The following is an 18,292-nucleotide window of genomic DNA, read 5'->3' as shown; positions in this document are numbered from 1 at the left end:
GGGTCCCTGTCCCCTGTGAGAAGGACCGCCGGCATGTCATTCGATCCACGGCTGATCCAGGAGTCCTTCGCGCTGGTGGAAGACCGGACCGACCAGCTCGCCGGCCACTTCTACGCGCTGCTCTTCCTCGAGAACCCCGCGCTGCGCGACATGTTCCCGCCGATGATGGACGACCAGCGCGATCGGCTGATGGCTGCCGTGGCCCGGATCGTGCACCAGGCGCAGGAGCCGCAGAGTCTGATCGAGTATCTGCGGCAGCTCGGCCGCGATCATCGGAAGTTCGGCGTCCGGTCTCAGGACTATGATGCGGTGACCCGTTGCTTCATCGCGGCCATGCGGCACTTCGGCGGCGCGGGCTGGACGCCGCAGATGGATGCGGCGTGGCTGTCAGCCTTCGAATTCGTGTCGCAGACGATGATCGCCGCCGCGCAAGACTCCGCGAAGATCATCCCGGCGTTCTGGAGCGGCCGGGTCGTCGCGCATCACCGACCCAGCCCCTCGGTGGCGCTGCTGACGTTGCAGACCGACCATCCGTACCCGTTTCGTCCGGGTCAGGCCGCGGCGATCGAAACGCTGCGCTGGCCACGGGTCTGGCGCCCGTACTCGATCGCGAACGCGCCTCGCGCGGACGGCCTGCTGACCTTCCAGGTGCGCGCGGTCGACGGCGGCTGGGTTTCCACGGCGCTGGTGCACCACACTCGGCTTGGCGACACGGTGCGGCTCGGCCCGGCGGTCGGCTCGTTGGTGGGCAACTCGCTCTCGAACCGGGACGTGCTTCTGGTCGGCGGCGGCACCGGTATCGCACCGATCATGGCGATCGTCGAGGACATGACGCGCTGGAACACCAACCGGCGAGTCACCGTCTACTACGGCGCACGCAAAACCGCGGACTTGTACGCCCTCGACGCACTGGAGGCGCTGCGCGTCCACGCGCCGTGGCTGACCATCGTGCCCTGTGTTTCACACGATGCCTGGCACTCCGGCGAGCGAGGGCTGCTACCGGATGTGCTGGCCAGGCACGGCGCCGATCGCTTCAACTGGACCGAGCACGACGTCTTCGTCTCGGGTTCGGCTGAAATGATGCGGGCGACGCTGAAGCGGCTGCTGGATATGGACGTGCCCTCGGAACGCATCCGATTCGACGCGTTCGAGGAGCAGAGCGACGTGTATGCCGGCTTCAAACGTCAGGAGTATGCGGTCGCGGCGAGGGCAGCCGCGCAGGCGAGTGCGCGCAAGGTGCTTTCCTCCGGCGAGTCGCAGCGCGCCGCGCTGCCGCAGTCGCCGTCCTTACCGCCTTTGCCGCAGCGGACGCCGCAGCCCCTCCCGCGGCGCCAGCCATTTCCACAGGGCCAGCTGTCGCCGCAGCGCCAGCTTCAGGTCCGGCGTCAGGCGTCGAAGTCGAGTGCGACCTCGTCCGAGGTGGGCAGCGACTGGCAGGTGAGCACAAAGCCGCCGATCTTCTCGTCGGGTTCGAGGGCGTAGTCGCGGGCCATCTGCGCGGTGCCGGATACCAGCTTCGCGCGGCAGGTGCCGCAGACGCCGTCAGTGCACGCATAAGGCACATCTGGCCGGTCGCGCATGACCGCGGCGAGCAGGCTGTCGTCCTCTGGACGCAGCTCGCAGCGTGTGGTGCGGCCGCCCAGCGTCACGGTGATCCGCGTGCCCGTTCCGGTTCCGGCCACCGCGGTCTTGTCCTGCGTCGCAGGTTTCTGTTTCTTGACCCCTCCGGTATCGAAGAGCTCGAACCTGACATGCGTCGCGCCGCGCTCTTCCAGCACCCGGCGGCAGTCCTCCACCATGCCGATGGGCCCGCACAGGTAGTAGGCGTCATCGGGCGCCGCCGCGATCGCGTCGAGCAGCAACGGCAGCTTCTCCCGGTCGATGCGGCCGGTGAGCAGCGGCGAACCGTGATCCTCGCGGGAGAGTATGTGCAGCACCTCGAAGCGTGGCCCGTAGCGGTCCTTGAGGTCGGCCAGTTCGTCGAGGAACATCACGTCGGCGCTGGTGCGGTTGCCGTAGAGCAAAGCCGCGGTGCTTTCAGGGTTCGTACGCAGCGCGTCCTGGAGGATGGCGAGAACCGGGGTGATGCCGCTGCCTGCCGCGATCGCGATCACCCGCACCCGGCCGGCTTGCAGCTCGCCCGGGTGCGCGTGGAAGCCGCCGACCGGAGTGAGCACGTCGAGCACTTCGCCCGGCGCCAGCTTGCGGACCGCGTAGTCGGCGAAACCGCCGGGACCGTGCCGCTTGACCGCGACGGCGAGGCGGGAGGGCGGGCCGTCGAGCGGCGGAGGCGCGCAGATCGAGTAGGAGCGGCGCAACTGCTCGCCGGTACCCGGAGCGCTGTAGCGGATGGTGAGGTGCTGGCCGGCGGTATAGCGATAAGCCTCGCGTAGCGGTTCGGGCACGGCGAGCACGATGCGGACCGCGTCCTCGGTCAGCGGCTCGACCGCCTCGACGGTGAGCTGGTGAAACTGAACGGTCATGGGCGCTGCCTCATCGGGTCCGCTTGATCGCCGGGAAGGGCTCGCGACAGGCGGCACAGCGGCGCAGTTCCTGGCAGGGCGCGGGTCCGAACGCGCTGAGCAGGTCGGTCTGCGCGGCGCCACAATGCGGGCAGCGTACTTCGGCGGGCGGGCGGCCGAGGGTGACGAACACCGGAGCCGAGTCAGTCCCCTTCGATCCGGCGCGGCCCGTCGGCGGCGCGATGCCTTCTGCCGCGAGCTTTGCGCGGCCCTGCCGCGTGATGCGCTCGGGGGTCCACGGCGGATCGAAGCGCAGCTCAATCGCCACTGAACGCCACCCGGCGTCAAGCAGCGCGGCCTTCACGTCCTGCTGGATGACCTCCGTCGCGGGGCAACCAAGGTATGTCGGCGTCAGCTCCACGTGCACCGCTCGCGCATCCTCGTCGATGCGTACCGCGCCGACGACCCCGAGGTCGCCGAGCGTGATGTACGGCATCTCTGGATCGGGGACTGAAGACACGAGGTCTCGCGCGCTAAGCAAAGCTGTCTGTCCGTGCATTGCGGTCACCAGGCGGCGCCGGGGTGCGCGCGGTGCACCGATTGCATCTCGGCGAGCAGATAGCTGAGCGCTTCGGTGTGCAGGCCGCTGCGGCCGCCGCCCGGCCGCCATGTGCCGGTCGGCTCGACGCCGAGGGTGGCCTGCGCGAGGACCGCCTCGATCTGCTCGCTCCATTCCGCGTGCAACACCGCGGGGTCGGCGGCGATTCCTTCGTTAGCCAGAGCATTGACAAGGTCGTCGGCGGCGAACAGTTCCGCGGTGTACGGCCAGAGCTCTGCGACAGCGGCGGCTGCGCGGTCGTGGCTCTCTTCCGTGCCGTCGCCGAGCCGCACGGCCCAGCCGGCCGCGTATTCGACGTGGTACTCGACCTCGCTGAGCGCCTTGCCAGCGAAGGCGGCCAGGCTCGCGTCCGCGCTGTGCGCGAGCGCCCGATAGAGCGCGCGTTGATAGGTGGAGAAGAACAGCAGCCTGAGGATTGTGTGCGCGAAATCGCCGTTCGGCAGCTCGACGATCAGTGCGTTGCGGTACTCGCGGTCAGAGCGGCGGAAGGCCAGCACGTCCTCGTCCTGCGCGGTGGATTGACCGGCGAGGGAGAGCAGGTAGCGTGCCTGGCCGAGCAGGTCGAGGGCGATGTTGGCGAGTGCGACCTCTTCCTCCAGGTCCGGCGCGCGGGTCAGCCACTCGGACAGTCGGTGCGATAGCAGCAGCGCGTCATCGCCGAGCCGCAACGCGTATTCCTCAACCGGCTTCTCCACCGGCCGCACGGTGACGCCTGTTTCTGTGGCACGCGTCTCGGTCACAGGTTCTTCACCCCCTCCGGCAGCTGGTAGAAGGTCGGGTGCCGGTACGCCTTGTCTGCGGCGGGTGCGAAATAAGGGTCCTTCTCATCAGGGCACGAAGCACTGATGGCACCGCCCGGCACCACCCAGATCGAGACGCCTTCGCCGCGGCGGGTGTACAGATCGCGGGCGCGGCGCAATGCGAGCTCGGCGTCCGCGGCGTGCACCGAGCCGACATGCTGATGCGAGAGGCCACGGCGCGGGCGCACGAACACCTCCCACACCATGCTGGCTATTTCGCCAGGTGCGCTCGGCCCGGACGCAGTCGGGCTGTTCATAAGCTGGCTCCATGCTTCTGCGCGTACGCGGCCGCGGCGGCGCGAACCCAGGCGCCGTCCTCGTGGGCGGCGACCTTGCGGGCGATCCGCTGCCGGTTGCACGGGCCATTGCCGGCGAGTACGGCCTCGAACTCGGACCAGTCAATCGGTCCGTAGTCGTAGTGCCCGCTTTCAGGATTCCACGTCAACTGGGCGTCCGGAAGGGTGAGCCCGAGCACCTCGGCCTGCGGGACGGTGATGTCCACGAAGCGCTGCCGCAGCTCGTCGTTGGTGTGCCGCTTGATCTTCCAGTGCGTGGAACGCGCGGTGTGCGCCGAGGCACTGTCCGGCGGCCCGAACATCATCAGCGAAGGCCACCACCAGCGATCCACCGCGTCCTGCGCCATAGCGCGCTGCTGCGCGGTGCCGTGCGCCAGGGCGTACAGCGATTCATAGCCCTGACGCTGATGGAACGACTCCTCCTTGCAGATGCGCACCATCGCCCGCGCGTACGGACCATACGAGCAGCGGGTCAGCGGGATCTGGTTGACGATCGCGGCGCCGTCCACGAGCCAGCCGATCGCGCCGACATCGGCCCAAGTCAGCGTCGGGTAGTTGAAGATCGACGAGTAGCGCTGGCGGCCGGTGTGCAGCGCGTCGAGCAGTTCCTCGCGTGACACGCCGAGCGTTTCGGCAGCGGCGTAAAGGTACAGCCCGTGGCCGGCTTCATCCTGCACCTTCGCGAGCAAAATCGCCTTGCGCCGCAAGGACGGCGCGCGAGTGAGCCAGTTGCCCTCTGGCTGCATGCCGATGATCTCGGAGTGCGCGTGCTGGGCGATCTGCCGGATGAGCGAGGCGCGATAGGCGTCGGGCATCCAGTCGCGCGGCTCGACTCGCTCGTCAGCGGCGAGCAACGCGTCGAATCCTGCCTGCGGATCGACCGATCGCGCGTCTGGGGTTACCGATCCGGCTTCGACGACGGACACCTGCCACACCTCCCGACCGAACGTTCGGTTCAAGTGTCCCCGGTCCGAGTACCCCCGTCAATGCCGAGCACTCCTCCCGTGTTACTGAGCGTGTGCCGTTATCGAGAGCGCGCCCGAGAGTCAGGCGCCGCGATTCAGCCCCTGACGCCGCCGAAACGATAGGTTGGGGGCGTGACGGGCTATGACGACGACTTGCGGCTGGCGCACGTCCTGGCGGACCAGGCCGACTCGCTGACCATGCAGCGCTTCAAGGCGCTGGATCTGAAGGTGGAGACCAAACCGGACCTCACCCCGGTCAGCGACGCGGACAAGGCCACCGAGGAGCTGCTGCGCACCACGCTGAGCCGCTCGCGCCCGCGCGACGCGGTGATCGGCGAGGAGTACGGGGACACCCCGGGCAACAGCGGCTCCACCCGGCGGCGCTGGGTGATCGACCCGATCGACGGGACCAAGAACTACGTGCGCGGCGTTCCGGTCTGGGCGACGCTGATCGCGCTCATGGAGGGTCCAACCCCCGTGGTCGGCGTGGTCTCCGCGCCCGCGCTCGGCCGGCGCTGGTGGGCGTCGAAGGACGGCGGGGCATACTCCGGGCGCTCGCTGTCCTCGGCGACTCGGCTGGCGGTCTCGAAGGTCAAGGCCCTCGAAGACGCCTCCTTCGCCTACTCCTCGATCATCTCGTGGGAGGAAGACGGCAAGCTCGACGGTTTCCTGACCCTCTCCCGAGCCTGTTGGCGCACCCGCGCCTACGGGGACTTCTGGTCGCACATGATGGTGGCCGAGGGCAGCGTGGACCTGGCCGCCGAGCCCGAAGTCTCGCTCTGGGACATGGCCGCGGTCGCGGTAATCGTCTCGGAGGCGGGCGGCCTGTTCACCTCCACCGACGGCGACCCCTCCCCCGCCGCGGGCTCGGCCTGCACCTCCAACGGCCTGCTGCACGACGCTCTGCTGGCGCACCTGGGGGACTGACGGATGGTCACCTGGATCGTCGACCAGCTGCTGAAGCTCAATCCGTGGGTGGCCCTGGGTCTGGTGTTCCTGCTGCCGGGCCTTGAGGCTTCGATCTTCCTCGGCTTCATCCTGCCCGGCGAGACCGCGGTCGTCGTCGGCGGGTTCCTCGCGTACGAGCACAAGATCCCGCTGTACGCCGTGTTCCTTGCCGCGATCGCAGGAGCGATCCTGGGCGATTCGGTCGGGTACGAGGTCGGCAAGAAGTGGGGCGACGCACTACTCGACAAGGCGCCGAAGCGGTTCGTTAAGCCCGCGCACATCAGGCAGGGCAAGGACCTGATCAACCGGCTCGGCGGCCGCGCGGTGTTCATTGGTCGCTGGACTGCGGTACTACGCGCGCTGGTGCCGAGCCTGTGCGGTACGGCGAAGATGCGGTACCGAAGCTTCCTGCTTTGGAACGCACTCGGCGGCGTCACCTGGGCAACCGCGTTCATCCTGATCGGCTACCTCGCCGGCACGGCCTGGCAACGCATCGAGCACTACACCAACGTGGTCAGCTACGCGCTTTTCGGCGCGGCACTGGTCCTGATCGTCGGGCTCGTGCTGTGGAACCGGCGCCGGCAAAAGAAGAAGGACGCCGAGACCGAGGCCGAGATGGCGCACGACGAATCCGAATCCGCTTCGAGTCAGCGCGGCTGACGCCGGATCAGCTGCCGAGCGGCTTGGCCGGCGTGCTGCTCTCGGGCCGATCGACCACGCACTCGGCGTGCTGATCCGCGGGCTTGGCGTCGACGAGTTCGCCGTACCGCGACAGCAACAGCGCGCCGCCGACCGCCAGCAGGAACCCGACGATGCCGAGCGGGGCGAAGCCGTGGCGCGTCGTATCGCCGAGCGCGATGAGGCCGACCAGGGCGGGGATCGTCGTCTCGCCGACCACCAGCGCGGCCGTCGTCGCGGTGACCGAGCCACGCTGCAGTGCGCCCGCGAAGAACATGAAGCCGGTCACCGAGGCGATGATCGCCGCGTAGGCCGCCGGATCCGCGACCAGCCGCTCGACGGCCAGCGACGGTATCACCCGCACCGAGATTCCGAAGATGCCGAACAGGAAGCCGGCCAGCGCGCCGAGCACTGCCGGGTGCACCTGCTTGAACACGTTCGCGACCATGATCGCGACCGTCGCGAGGGCCGCCGAGGCGACCAGCAGTCCGTAGCGGGCCCCGGTGTCGAAGGTGCCGCTGCCCTCCGGCCCCGCGGCGAGGCAGAGCAGAACGAGTCCGAAGATGACACTGGTGACCGCGAGCTTGTCCCGACGGATCATGCTCGCGCGCAGGAGCAGAACCGCAGTCACGGCCGTTACCGCAAGGTTCGTGTTCACTAGCGCCTGCACGGTGAACAAGGTCAAGTGGCGTAGGGCGAATAGGTTGAAGCAGAGCCCGATCGCGTCAAGACCCGTGCCTGCGAGGAAAGGCAGCGAACTGAGTACGCGCACCAGCAGTCGGTGATCGATCTGCTCGGTACGCTCCACCCGCCGCGCTCCGACTGCCTGAAGCACCGAGGCGACGCCGTAACACAGCGAAGCCACCAGCGCAGCCATCAGGCCCCATCCCACTCGGAAGCCTCCTTAGCTCACGCCTGATCGGAACGTATCGCGGCGACGGCTACCGCGCAGCAAAACTGAAGATCACCTGAACCGCCTATCCACCCTAGGGGAGATGCGGGCGGGAACACACCGGCCACGCGGGGTGTCTTAGCGCTGTTGCCGCAGTGGGCCATGCGCAGCTACGAGACGGATGTCACGTGGCGTTCAGCGGTCGTTGGCCTCAAGCTTTAAGGAATACCGCTCGGAAGGCATGCGCGCCCCCGACTCAGGGGACAAACAGCCTTACCACCCTTTCGCGCTACCGAACGCCCCTGCCGGGGCCCAGGGAGCAAAACCGTCGATGACGCCGTGCGAGGGCGTCGTCGTACCCGCGTGACCCCGAGCACGAACGATCCAAAAGGAGCCTCCGGTGCCCACCCTCGCCCCGTCGCCCCGCCGTCGGACCGTCCGCCACGAGACCGCGATAGACCTGCTCGACGGCGAGATCCGCCGCCTTGCTGAGTTAGTCGCCGACACCTCACCGTCCGCCCCCGTGCCAGGTTGCGGGGACTGGACGCTCTCCGACCTCATCGACCACGTCGGGCTGATCCACCTGTGGGTGCGCACGATGGTCGAGAAGTTGGCCCCGGAGCGCATCGATCGGCGCCCCATGACCTCCGGGATGCCGCAGGACTGGTCCGCGGTCCCCGCCTGGTTCGCCCAGAACGGCGCCGCCCTGGTCGCCGCGCTGCGCGCCGCCGACCCGGACGCCCCGATGTACTCGTGGGCCGCCGACAAGCACGTGAGCTTCTGGATCCGCCGGATGCTGCATGAGACCACGATCCACCGGACAGACGCCGAGGCCGCGGCAGGCGTGGCGAGCCAGATCGAGCAGGCGGTGGCCGTGGACGCGGTCGACGAACTACTCGACCTGCTGCCGTTCGCCGCCTTCTTCCAGCCGAAGGTGCGCGAGCTGCACGGCGACGGCGAGACGATCCACCTGCACGCCACCGACCTGGACGGCGACGAGCTGCCCGGCGAGTGGCTGATCACCCTGGAGCCCGAGGGCTTCCGCTGGTCGCACGCGCACGTCAAGGGCGCGGCCGCGATTCGCGGCAAGGCGCAGGACTTGGCGCTGTTCATTTACGGCCGGCGCAAGGTGGGCGACCCGCAGCTGGAAGTGCTCGGCGACCTCTCGCTGCTCGCGCACTGGTCCGCTAAGTCAGCGTTCTGACAGTTCACCCGGTACGGCCGGAACGGCGGCATCGGCGGGCGGCGGCGTAAGTCGCCCGCCGGACAGCCGGAATCCGGCCTCTCGCAGCACCGGGATCGAGGCTTCGAACAGGCCGATGATCCGGCGCGCGACGTAGAAGCAGATCATTCCGCACGGAATCTCCGCGAAGAGCGCGAACAGCACCGCGATCAGCTGCTCGCTGGCGCGGCGCGAGGTGAGCACGTCGAACCAGGCGTCGATGAACAGCATCGTCCCGGTCGCCGTGGCCGTGATCGCGCCGCGCGGGGAGCGCCTGGCGACCCGGTAGGCGGTCAGCGCGAAGCCGATCACCAGGAAGCAGTCGAAACCGCCCCAGACCAGCCGGGAGTGTTTGCTGATCACGCCGGGCTCGGTGGTAGTGAACAGGAACACGGTCCACGGGATCAGCACCAAAGCGCCGGCGACGAAGAACCACTCGACCCACGTCGGCAGCAGCCTGGTACGCCGCCATTCCTCCGCGGCGCGGCGCTCGCGCCGTACCCGCTGCAAGCGCTCGACCCGCGCCGTGCCTCCGTGGCCCATGGAGCCTCACCGCTCTCTTCGCACTCGCCCGGGCTTCGGTGCCCGCGTCTGATGATGCCCATACCAACGCCGTTGGCCTCGCCTCGCCCCTTATGCTGACCTAAAACGGCCCAAGCAGACTTCAGCGACCTTGGATTGGGGGCCCGGGTGGCGAACTCGGCGCACATGACCACCGCCGGCGCGACCGCGACGAGCGACGGCACGGCCCAGGCAGCCGCCGGCGGGTTCGCTTGGCCGGTCGAGCAGTTCTCCCTCGGCAACGGGCTGCGAGTGGTCGTGGCCCCGGACCATTCGGCGCCGATCGTCGCGGTGAACCTCTGGTACAACGTGGGCTCCCGGCATGAGCCGCCCGGCAAGCACGGCTTCGCGCACCTCTTCGAGCACCTGATGTTCGAGGGCTCGGCGCAGGTCGGCAAGGGCGAGCATTTCGGCGTGCTGCAGGAGGTCGGCGGGGCCGCGATCAACGCCACCACCAGTTCGGACCGCACCAACTACTTCCAGACCGTGCCGTCCGCGGCGCTGGCCACCGTGCTGTGGCTTGAGGCAGACCGGATGGGCGCGCTGGCGCTGACCCAGGAGACCCTGGACAACCAGCGCGAGGTGGTCAAGAACGAGCGCCGACAGCGGTACGACAATGTGCCCTACGGTCGCTGGCACGAGGTGCTCGGCGAGCTTGCCTACCCCGAGGGACATCCGTACCACCACTCGACGATCGGCTCGATGGCTGAGCTGGACAGTGCGCAGTTGTCCGACTTCACCGCCTTCTACGAGTCCTACTACTCCCCCGACAACGCAGTGCTCACGGTCGTCGGCGACACCACGGCCGAAGAGGTGCGCGAACTGACCGAACGGTACTTCGGCGCGCTGAGCCCGCGGCCGCGGCCGCAGCTGCCGCCGGTCGAGGAACTGGCGGACGTGCTGGGCAAGGCCGAGCGGGTCGAACTCGAGGAGCCGGTCCCACTGCCGCGAGTGTTCTTCGCGTTTCGCTCCGCCCGCTTCGCCGAGCCGGGCTCGGCGGCCGATGACGTGCTGAGCGTGGTGCTCGGCCGGGGCCGCGGCAGCCGGCTGTTTCGCGAGTTGGTTACCGAGCGGCGGCTGGCTCAGGCCGAGGGAGGCTATCTCGGCACTTGGCAGCGCGCCTGGCACGCCTCGATGATCACCGGGATGGCCACGCCGCGCGACGGAGTGACGCTGCCTCAGCTGGAGGCGGCGTTCTTCGAGGTCTGCGAGCAGGTCGCGGCCGATGGCGTCAGCGAGGAGGAGCTGAGCAGAGCGCGCTCGATGCTTGCCGCGGACTGGTCGCGTGAGCTCGCGACGGTCGGCTCGCGGGCCGATCAGCTCGGCAAGCACGCCACGCTGTTCGATGACGCGCTGAAGGTCGCCGATCGGCTCCCTGAGCTGCTTGAGGTGGACGCGGCTCAGGTTCAGGAGGCGGCCGTGCGGGTGTTCGCACCGGACAACCGGATCACGCTCGCATACACACCCACGGCAGAACGCAACGACGAGAGCGCGGAGGCCTGAGAGCTGTGACTGAGACCTCTGCAAGCTTCGGCGCCGCCGCCTCGCTCGCCGCGCGTCCAGGCAGTGTCCCCCCGCGTCCGTATGTCTTCCCCGAAGTCCGTACCGTGCCTGTCGGCGGGGGACGTATCGTCGCCGCACACCTGCCGGGCCAGCCGATCGCGTGGCTGTCGGTGCTGCTCGACGGCGGCGCGTTATCCGACCCGGCCGGCCTCGACGGGCTGGCCAAGGCGACCGCGGGATTGCTCGACGAGGGCACGCAGAAGCGCAGCGCTGACGACTTCGGCACCGCGGTGGAATCGCTGGGCGGCAGCTGGTCGGTGGACACCGGCTGGGAGACCGCGCGGATTTCACTCGATCTGCCGATCCGCGAGGCCGCGGCTGGAGCGGACCTGCTGGCCGAGGCGGTGCGCACGCCGGCGTTCACGGACGTTGACGTCGAGCGATACCTGTCGGACCTGGTGGCGGCCAAGCGCGAGTCCTTCGCGCGGCCGGGTCCGCGCGCGCAGCTGGCGCTGCGGTCGGCGCTGTACGGTGCCGACGCCCGCTTCGGCCGGCTGACCGGTGGCGACCCCGAGTCGGTAGCCGCGCTCAATGCGGAGGCCGTGCGCGCCTTCCACGCGACCTGGCTGCGGCATGCCGGGACGCTGCTGATCGCGGGTGACCTAGACCGGCTCGACGTGGAAGCGCTCGGCCGGACCATCTTCGGCGACTTCCCAGCGTCCACCGCTTCCCGGCCCCCGGCCCCGGCCGCGCTGCCGAGTCCGCAGCGGCTGACAATCGCCGATCGGCCGGGCGCCGTGCAATCCACCCTGCGCATCGGTCACCCGACCGTCACGCGGGCCGAGGCGGCGCAGCACGGCATCGACGTCGTGGCGCTGCGGCTCACCGCGACGATCCTCGGCGGCACGTTCACCTCGCGTATCAACCACGAACTGCGCGAGGTGAAGGGGTACACGTACGGCGCGCACGCGGGCTTCGACTTCGGCCGTCCGGTGGGCCTGTTCTCGTTCTCGGCCGAGGTGCGCACGGATGCGACCGCCGATGCCGTCGCCGACACGCTTCGGGTCATCGATGAATTCATCGACGGCGGCGCGACGAGCGTGGAGCTGGAGAAGACCCGCGCGTACTTGACCGGTGCCACGCCGATCGGCTTGCAGACCGCTGGTGCGGTCGGCTCGCGGCTGGTCGAGATGGTGCGGCACGGGCTGCCCGAGGACTATGTGACCACCGAACACGCACGGCTGCTGGAGGTGACGCTGGACGAGGCCAACGCGGCAGTGCGGGCGGCGCTGCGTCCGGCGGACCTGGTGGTCGCGGTGGAGGGTGACGCCTCCGTCGTCGGCGCTCCGCTCGAAGCCCTCGGTCTCTAACGTCCCACTCCCCGAAACGGATTTGCCGCTTCCGCGCGCTCCCGTGCTAATCTCCGGATCAAGGTCATGAGTGCCAGCGCTAAGCCCCGGCTTGCTGGCCGGCAACCCTTCCACCGCGATGGGGTGCCCCGGATGGAGACCGGGCCGCGCGGGAGTCGCGTGGCAAGCGCGGATCCGTTGCGCAGGTAAAGCCGCTGAGGCTTGCCCCGCGGGTCCCCGGACCCGTAAGGGGACGAGCCGTCATGCCGACCGCCACATATCAGGCCACCGCCGAAGTCACCGCTGCCGCGCGCCCGCTGCGCCGCGTCGTCGGCGCCGATCTCCCCGTCCCGATCGTGACCGGCGGCACGCGGCCGTACGCCAACCTCGACTACGCAGCCTCCGCTCCCGCGCTTACCGACGTCGCCGAGCACATCGCCACCGTGCTGCCGTATTACGCGTCGGTGCATCGCGGCGCGGGCTACGCGTCGCAGGTCTCGACCGCGGTGCTGGAGAACGCGCGGGCCTGTGTTGGCCGCTTCGTCGACGCACGGCCCGATGACGTCGTGGTTTTCGTGCGCAACACCACCGACGCGCTGAACCTGCTGGCCGGCGCGGTGCCGGCGGGCAGCGGTGCGCAGGGCGGATCAGTGCTCTACCTCGACATCGAGCACCACGCGAACCTGGTGACCTGGCAGCGGCGCGGACACGTGGTCCTGGAAGCCGCGCCGACGATCCGGGAAACGCTCAGCGACCTCGACGCCGCGCTCGCCGCGACCCCTACCGCGCTGGTCGCGGTTACCGGCGCGTCCAACGTGACCGGCGAACTGCTCCCGATCAAGCGGATCGCCCGCATCGCGCACCGCCACGGTGCACGCGTCGTGGTCGACGCGGCGCAACTCGCCCCGCACCGCCGCATCTCGCTGCGTGAATCAGGTGTCGACTACATCGCTTTCTCGGGCCACAAGCTCTACGCGCCTTACGGAGCGGGCGCACTGGTCGGCCGCCGCGACTGGCTCGACGCCGCGCCGGCGTACCTGGCTGGCGGCGGCGCGGTTCGCGAGGTCACCGGTGAGTCGACCGAGTGGGCCGCGGCGCCCGCCCGGCACGAGGCGGGCACGCCGAACGTCCTTGGCGCCGCTGCGCTGGCGAAGGCCTGCGAAACCCTTGCCGCGCAAGGCGAGTCGAGTCTGTCAGCCCACGAGGAAACCCTGCGCGGCCGGCTCATCAGCGGACTGACCCGGCATACCGAAATCAGCGTCCTGCGTATCTTTGCCGACTCCACTGACGCGATCGGCGTGGTCGCGTTCACGGTGGCCGGATTCGACGCGGGCTTCGTCGCGGCGTACCTCTCCGCCGAGCATGCGATCGGCGTGCGTGACGGCCGCTTCTGCGCCCACCCGCTGCTCGCCCGCCTCGGTGCCCACAAGGACGGAGCTATCCGCGCCTCCTTCGGCGTCGGCTCGACGACCGCCGACGTGGACCGCCTGATCGCCGCGATCGATCAGCTCATCGCCACCGGACCCGGCTGGACTTATGAGCGAGTCGATGGTCGTTACGCGCCGATCGGCGACCCGCGCCCGCTGCCCGACTTCGCCGGCGCGGCCCGCGGATCCGCCTCTCCCTGCGGGGCCTGACAGACCCCTTCCGGTCGCGCTCTGTCAATCCTCTTCAAATGAGCCCTCTTCGATCGAGTCCCCGTCAACCTCAGCGAGCGAGTCAAGATACTGGCTGATCGCGGCGACCGCGACCGCACCCTGCCCGACCGCGGAGCCAATGCGTTTGATCGAGCCCGCGCGCACATCACCGGCCGCGAAGACGCCCGGGATCGAGGTCTCGGTGAGCAGTGGCGGGCGGTCGAGCGGCCAGGACATCGGCAGCAACTCGGGGCGCAACGCCACCTCGGTGTCGGTCAGCACGAAGCCGAACTCGTCGAGCGCCACGATGTCCCGTACCCACTCTGAGAAAGGGACCATGCCGATCAGCACGTACAGGCTGCTCGCCGGGAGCACCTCGACCCCGCCGGTGTGCAGGTCGAGCAACACCGCCTTCTCCAGCCTGCCGTAGCCGCGCACCTCGCCGACCTCGGCGCCGCAGCGGACGGTGATCCGCTTGTGGCTTTCGATAGCCATCGCGTGCTTCTCCGAGAGCGGTGCTTGCGCGAGGTTCGGTTCGCGCACCACCAGCGTGACCGAGCGGGCATGCTCGGCGAAGCCGAGCGCGGCGGCCGCGGCGGTGTCGCCATCTCCGACCACGATCACGTCCTCGTCCGCCGCCGCCTTCGCTTCAGCGGCCGAGGCACCGTAGTAGACCCCTGCGTTGACCAGTTCCTCCGCTCCGGGCACGTCGAGCTTCCGCCAGGTCATCCCGGTCGCGATCAGGACCGCCCGGCCGACGACGGTCGTCCCGTTGTCGAGCATCACCCGGTGCGCGCCCTTGAGCGGCAACAAAGTCGTGGCTACCTTTGCGCTGCACCACTCCACGCCGAGCCGCTTGGCCTGCGCCAGCGCCCGGTGCGCGAAGTCGGCGCCGCTCAAGCCGGCTGGGAAACCGAGGTAGTTGTCCACGCGCGTGGTGATCCCGGCCTGGCCGCCGGGGCAGTCGTCCTCGACCACGACCACGGACATGCCTTCGCAGGCTCCGTATACGGCAGCTGCGAGACCCGCCGGACCGCCGCCGACGACCACCAGGTCGTAGCGGTCACGCGTCGCCTCCTGTGTCAGGCCGAGCGCCGCCGCCAGTTCCGCGACGGTCGGGTCGTAGAGCGCCCGGCCGTCATCGAAGAGCACTGTCGTGGGCGCGGGATTCGGCAGATTCAGATCGCGGGCCAGCGCGTGCGCCTCCGGATCGTCGGACAGGTCGAACCAGGTGAATGGCACGAGGCTGCGCGCGAGATAGTCCTTGACCAGGTACGACTTCGGCGCGAACCGATGTCCGAGCACCGTCACCCCGACCTGGGCCGCCGCGTGCTGGGCGAACCAGTCGGTCAGCAGGTCGTCCACGATCGGCAGCAGCCGGTCCTCCAGCGGCTCGGCGGGCAACACGAGGTACCGGTCCACCTGCGACTGGTTGATCGCCTGGAGCGCCGCATCGGCCTGGTCCATCGTGGTCAGCAGCACTCGCCTGGTGGCCGGGGAGGCTATCCCGACGTGACCGAACAGCGCGACCCCGGAGCCGTCCGGCAGCCGGTGCGAACAGATGACCAGCGAGACCGCGGTGCCCTCGACGGTCAGATACGTCAGCACCTCGGACGCCTCACGCACGCTCCCGGCGCCGATCACCCGGGAACTGCCGCCGAGGTGCCGCCGCAGCGCCTCCACGAGTTCGTCGCGCTGCACCGGATCCGGACTGACCATCAGCACCGCCGAGGTACGCGGGTGCGCATTGCCGCTAACTGAACGCGGAGTCTCAGCCATGGCCGCCGGCCTCCTTCGGGCAGGGAACGAACGGGAGAACTAGTCCACCTACGGCGAAAGTAACCCCGCCGACCGCGCTGCGCGCTCTGGGTAGAGCCAACGGGCTACACGTGTGCGGCGCGGGCGCGTGGGCACCATCCCTGTACGGCTCGCGTCAGCGAACACGCACGCTAAGTAAGGGGCATTGATGCTTGCGATTGGCCCTCAGATCCAAGCCCTGTCCGACGGAGCGGCCACCGGCCTCATCATCGCCGTCGGCGCCGGGGGTTCCTTCGCACTCGTACTCGTGCTCACCTTGCTTACCGTTCGCCGATCCGAGCGAAGGGCGGTCCGTGCCCGGCAGAACCAGATGGCCACAGTCGGCGGAGGCGATGGTCAGGACGCGTACCCGCCGCAGCCGTACTCACCCCATGAGCCGCGCAGTCATCGTCCTTATTCGCGGCAGTTCCGGATTCCCCGTCAGGACAATGGCCACGGGGCAACGAACGGCTCGCGGCCGGCCGGTGGCTCGCCAGGAACGGAGATACCCATGGCCCCATGGCCGCCGAACGAGGACTGAACCAAGCGCAACCCTGTCCCGTTCAACTGGACAAGCAACCGTCGCCTGTCCCGTTGAGTGAGACAGATTTATCGCGTTCAGGTAGCGGCGAGCGCGGTCAAGGTCTCGGCGTTGTGCGGTACGAGGATCACATCGTCGACGCCCACGGCGCGGTACTCCCCCAACGCTGCCTGCACTGCGGTGACTGAGCCGACAGCGGCGACGGAATCAAGCATCTCCGGGGGCGCAGCGGCTACGACGGAGCGCACGTGCGCGCCGGAGCGGGCAAGCCGGACGATCTCGCCGAAGCCGGCCTCGGTGAACATGCCTGCGAAGCCGGCCGCGCGTACATAGGGCATCAACGCGCGCAGCATGTCGCGCCGGGTGCCCTCCTCAGGATCGACGGCTACGGGCACCCACACCGCGAGCCTCGGGGGCTGCCTGTTCGCGCGCTCGGCCGCCAACTGAATGCGTCCGCGCAGCCGAGCCAGATGCTCGACGGTACCTATTGGGACGATGAGCCGGTCAGCTCGCGCGACGGCCACTTCGGTCAGCTCTGCGCCGAACGCGAGCACGCTCAGGTCCGCGTTTGAGGGCGGCAACGCGCAGACGAAGCCGCGGGTGCGTACCAGTGCTCCAGCGAAGTCGACCGGCGTTCCGGCCAGCAGTCCGCTGTCGCGGCGAGGCCCGCGCAGCACGGAGGCCGACTCGGCGACCACGGTCGCGGGAACGCCTCGCGCGCGACCGTGCCACTCTTCCACCACCGTGGACGTCGAGGCCGCGAGCGCGATCCCTACCGTGCGACCGGTCAGGGCAGCGACCGAGGCGGCACCGCGAGCGACGGTTACCGGATCACGCACCCCGGCGGGCAACGGCCCGAGGCAGAGCGCGGCCGGTCCTTGTCCCATCGCCGCGCCGAGGGCGAACGCGTCGTGACCGGTCGCCTCGCCGAGCATGACCTCGTGGTACCCGAGCTGGTCGGCCAATCGAGCGATAGCCACCGCTTCGGCCGGATCGCCGTCTGCGCGGGCACCGACGAGAACGCCCAGGTCCGCAGGGGTCGGAATGGGAACGGGCTGCAGCGGCTCGGCCATCCGGGCCGTGCGGGCGCGCCGCATCGGCGCGGGGCTGACGACCGCCGGTCCTGGGGCCGCGCCGCGCCGCGCCGTCTCCTGCGGGGCGCCGCTCACCGAACCGCCGTCCTCCCCAGCCCGGTCTTTGAACCAGTCCAAGATCGCAGTACGCATCTAGCCAGCTGATCCAACTGCGGAAACCGTAGCGGCTCCGCGGTCGATGGCGGAAGGTCGCCGGGGCTGTCGGCCGGTTAACCTCCGGTCGGATAGGTTAGACAAACTGCGCGGGCCGCGCTCGCGCACCTGAAGCGATGAAGCGGACACGAGGAGTGCCAGCCAGTGCGTATCACCTCGATCGGCCACGCCGGCCTGCTGTTGGAGACGGCGGCCGGGCGGATCGTCTGCGACCCCTGGTTCACCCCGGCCTACTTCGGCTCTTGGGTGCCGTTCCCGGACAACACCGGCGTCGACCCGCAGTGGGTGGGCTCGGCTGACTACCTGTACGTCTCGCACCTGCACCGCGACCACTTCGACCCGGACTGGCTCAGCCGGCACATGTCGAAGGACGCGACCGTGCTGCTGCCGGACTTCCCGGTGCCCGACCTGCGTGACGCGCTTGAGGACCTGGGCTTCAAGCGGTTCGTGCAGACCCGCAACAACCAGATCGTCGAGTTGGACGGCCTGCGGATCCTGATCAACGCGCTGGTCTCGCCGACCGACGGCCCGATCGGCGACTCCGGCCTCGCGGTCGACGACGGCACCGTGCGCATTTACAACCAGAACGACTCGCGTCCGGTGGAAGCCGGGCCGATCGAGGAGTTCGGCGCGTTGCACGGGCACTTCCTGCAGTACTCCGGCGCGATCTGGTACCCGATGGTGTACGACTTCCCGGACCGGATGAAGGAGACCGTCGGCAAACGCAAGCGGCGCAACGGAATGGCCCGCGCGCTCAAGTACATGGACCAGTACC

The 18,292-nt window shown here is 69.3% G+C and carries 17 protein-coding genes and 1 riboswitch; of the genes, 8 read left to right on the top strand and 9 right to left on the bottom strand.

Annotation, left to right across the window (positions count from 1 at the left end; genetic code table 11):
* The first annotated feature begins 33 nt into the window (after positions 1-33).
* Entirely contained in the window at positions 34-1,482 is a 1,449-nt protein-coding gene (locus VN779_RS05215; RefSeq protein ID WP_325720688.1) for a globin domain-containing protein, read from the top strand.
* Here VN779_RS05215 and VN779_RS05210 read toward each other — a convergent pair.
* The 5 genes from VN779_RS05210 to paaA form a co-directional block, all read right to left on the bottom strand.
* Positions 1,386-2,483, bottom strand: a complete 1,098-nt coding sequence (locus VN779_RS05210; RefSeq protein WP_325720686.1) for a 2Fe-2S iron-sulfur cluster-binding protein — start codon at positions 2,481-2,483, stop codon at positions 1,386-1,388. The genes VN779_RS05215 and VN779_RS05210 overlap by 97 nt on opposite strands.
* Before the next feature lie 10 nt (positions 2,484-2,493).
* Complete coding sequence (gene paaD / locus VN779_RS05205; protein ID WP_414639582.1) at positions 2,494-2,958, bottom strand: 1,2-phenylacetyl-CoA epoxidase subunit PaaD; 465 nt, start codon at positions 2,956-2,958, stop codon at positions 2,494-2,496.
* 68 nt (positions 2,959-3,026) lie between these two features.
* Positions 3,027-3,821: a 1,2-phenylacetyl-CoA epoxidase subunit PaaC gene (gene paaC / locus VN779_RS05200; protein WP_325720682.1), complete on the bottom strand. Its 795-nt coding sequence runs from the start codon at positions 3,819-3,821 to the stop codon at positions 3,027-3,029.
* Positions 3,818-4,138, bottom strand: coding sequence for a 1,2-phenylacetyl-CoA epoxidase subunit PaaB (gene paaB, locus VN779_RS05195; protein WP_349260646.1), 321 nt, complete (start codon positions 4,136-4,138; stop codon positions 3,818-3,820). The genes paaC and paaB overlap by 4 nt, the downstream gene beginning before the upstream one ends.
* The gene (gene paaA, locus VN779_RS05190; protein WP_325720680.1) at positions 4,135-5,103 is read right to left on the bottom strand and encodes a 1,2-phenylacetyl-CoA epoxidase subunit PaaA; all 969 of its coding nucleotides are present in this window, start codon (positions 5,101-5,103) and stop codon (positions 4,135-4,137) included. Before paaA ends, paaB begins: the two co-directional genes overlap by 4 nt.
* Positions 5,104-5,274: 171 nt before the next feature.
* Here paaA and hisN point away from each other — a divergent pair, with 171 nt between their 5' ends.
* Both hisN and VN779_RS05180 read left to right on the top strand, forming a co-directional pair.
* Entirely contained in the window at positions 5,275-6,069 is a 795-nt protein-coding gene (hisN, locus tag VN779_RS05185; protein ID WP_325720678.1) for a histidinol-phosphatase, read from the top strand.
* A 3-nt stretch (positions 6,070-6,072) separates the two neighbouring features.
* Positions 6,073-6,750 (top strand): DedA family protein, encoded by a 678-nt coding sequence (locus VN779_RS05180; RefSeq protein WP_325720676.1) that lies wholly within the window; start codon positions 6,073-6,075, stop codon positions 6,748-6,750.
* A 7-nt stretch (positions 6,751-6,757) separates the two neighbouring features.
* On the opposite strand, the gene VN779_RS05175 is transcribed toward VN779_RS05180, so the two are convergent.
* Positions 6,758-7,660 (bottom strand): hypothetical protein, encoded by a 903-nt coding sequence (locus VN779_RS05175; protein ID WP_325720672.1) that lies wholly within the window; start codon positions 7,658-7,660, stop codon positions 6,758-6,760.
* A 400-nt stretch (positions 7,661-8,060) separates the two neighbouring features.
* Here VN779_RS05175 and VN779_RS05170 point away from each other — a divergent pair, with 400 nt between their 5' ends.
* Positions 8,061-8,864 carry a maleylpyruvate isomerase family mycothiol-dependent enzyme gene (locus VN779_RS05170; protein WP_325720670.1) on the top strand — a complete coding sequence of 268 codons (804 nt, stop codon included), beginning with the start codon at positions 8,061-8,063 and terminating at the stop codon, positions 8,862-8,864.
* Here the strand turns inward: VN779_RS05170 and VN779_RS05165 are convergent.
* Entirely contained in the window at positions 8,853-9,425 is a 573-nt protein-coding gene (locus tag VN779_RS05165; protein ID WP_325720668.1) for a hypothetical protein, read from the bottom strand. The genes VN779_RS05170 and VN779_RS05165 overlap by 12 nt on opposite strands.
* A gap of 165 nt (positions 9,426-9,590) precedes the next feature.
* Here VN779_RS05165 and VN779_RS05160 point away from each other — a divergent pair, with 165 nt between their 5' ends.
* The 3 genes from VN779_RS05160 to VN779_RS05150 all read left to right on the top strand — a co-directional run bounded on the left by VN779_RS05160 (position 9,591) and on the right by VN779_RS05150 (position 13,932).
* Positions 9,591-10,946: a pitrilysin family protein gene (locus tag VN779_RS05160; RefSeq protein ID WP_325720666.1), complete on the top strand. Its 1,356-nt coding sequence runs from the start codon at positions 9,591-9,593 to the stop codon at positions 10,944-10,946.
* A gap of 5 nt (positions 10,947-10,951) precedes the next feature.
* Complete coding sequence (locus tag VN779_RS05155; protein ID WP_325720664.1) at positions 10,952-12,316, top strand: pitrilysin family protein; 1,365 nt, start codon at positions 10,952-10,954, stop codon at positions 12,314-12,316.
* Between the two features lie 62 nt (positions 12,317-12,378).
* A riboswitch (SAM riboswitch) is annotated at positions 12,379-12,491 on the top strand.
* A 67-nt stretch (positions 12,492-12,558) separates the two neighbouring features.
* Positions 12,559-13,932: an aminotransferase class V-fold PLP-dependent enzyme gene (locus tag VN779_RS05150; protein ID WP_325720662.1), complete on the top strand. Its 1,374-nt coding sequence runs from the start codon at positions 12,559-12,561 to the stop codon at positions 13,930-13,932.
* A 24-nt stretch (positions 13,933-13,956) separates the two neighbouring features.
* On the opposite strand, the gene VN779_RS05145 is transcribed toward VN779_RS05150, so the two are convergent.
* Together VN779_RS05145 and VN779_RS05140 are read right to left on the bottom strand one after the other, a co-directional pair.
* A complete protein-coding gene (locus tag VN779_RS05145; RefSeq protein WP_325720660.1) occupies positions 13,957-15,711 on the bottom strand; it encodes an FAD-dependent oxidoreductase in 1,755 nt (584 codons plus the stop codon).
* A gap of 636 nt (positions 15,712-16,347) precedes the next feature.
* Positions 16,348-17,496, bottom strand: coding sequence for an LLM class F420-dependent oxidoreductase (locus VN779_RS05140; protein WP_325720658.1), 1,149 nt, complete (start codon positions 17,494-17,496; stop codon positions 16,348-16,350).
* A gap of 165 nt (positions 17,497-17,661) precedes the next feature.
* On the opposite strand from VN779_RS05140, the gene VN779_RS05135 reads away from it, so the two are divergent.
* The coding region (locus tag VN779_RS05135) for an MBL fold metallo-hydrolase (RefSeq protein ID WP_325720656.1) at positions 17,662-18,292 on the top strand (631 nt) is incomplete at its 3' end.

The organism is Actinocrinis sp. (assembly GCF_035605935.1).
Classification (GTDB): domain Bacteria; phylum Actinomycetota; class Actinomycetes; order Streptomycetales; family Catenulisporaceae; genus Actinocrinis.
This window is presented reverse-complemented; position numbering and strand designations above follow the sequence as displayed.

Excerpts from the sequence above, each read along its gene's own strand:
- VN779_RS05145 (WP_325720660.1), bottom strand. The coding sequence starts at position 15,711 with ATGGCTGAGACTCCGCGTTCAGTTAGCGGCAATGCGCACCCGCGTACC.
- paaB (WP_349260646.1), bottom strand. The coding sequence starts at position 4,138 with ATGAACAGCCCGACTGCGTCCGGGCCGAGCGCACCTGGCGAAATAGCC.
- VN779_RS05215 (WP_325720688.1), top strand. The coding sequence starts at position 34 with ATGTCATTCGATCCACGGCTGATCCAGGAGTCCTTCGCGCTGGTGGAA.
- VN779_RS05210 (WP_325720686.1), bottom strand. The coding sequence starts at position 2,483 with ATGACCGTTCAGTTTCACCAGCTCACCGTCGAGGCGGTCGAGCCGCTG.
- paaD (WP_414639582.1), bottom strand. The coding sequence starts at position 2,958 with ATGCCGTACATCACGCTCGGCGACCTCGGGGTCGTCGGCGCGGTACGC.
- VN779_RS05180 (WP_325720676.1), top strand. The coding sequence starts at position 6,073 with ATGGTCACCTGGATCGTCGACCAGCTGCTGAAGCTCAATCCGTGGGTG.
- VN779_RS05140 (WP_325720658.1), bottom strand. The coding sequence starts at position 17,496 with ATGCGTACTGCGATCTTGGACTGGTTCAAAGACCGGGCTGGGGAGGAC.
- VN779_RS05150 (WP_325720662.1), top strand. The coding sequence starts at position 12,559 with ATGCCGACCGCCACATATCAGGCCACCGCCGAAGTCACCGCTGCCGCG.
- VN779_RS05160 (WP_325720666.1), top strand. The coding sequence starts at position 9,591 with ATGACCACCGCCGGCGCGACCGCGACGAGCGACGGCACGGCCCAGGCA.
- VN779_RS05165 (WP_325720668.1), bottom strand. The coding sequence starts at position 9,425 with ATGGGCCACGGAGGCACGGCGCGGGTCGAGCGCTTGCAGCGGGTACGG.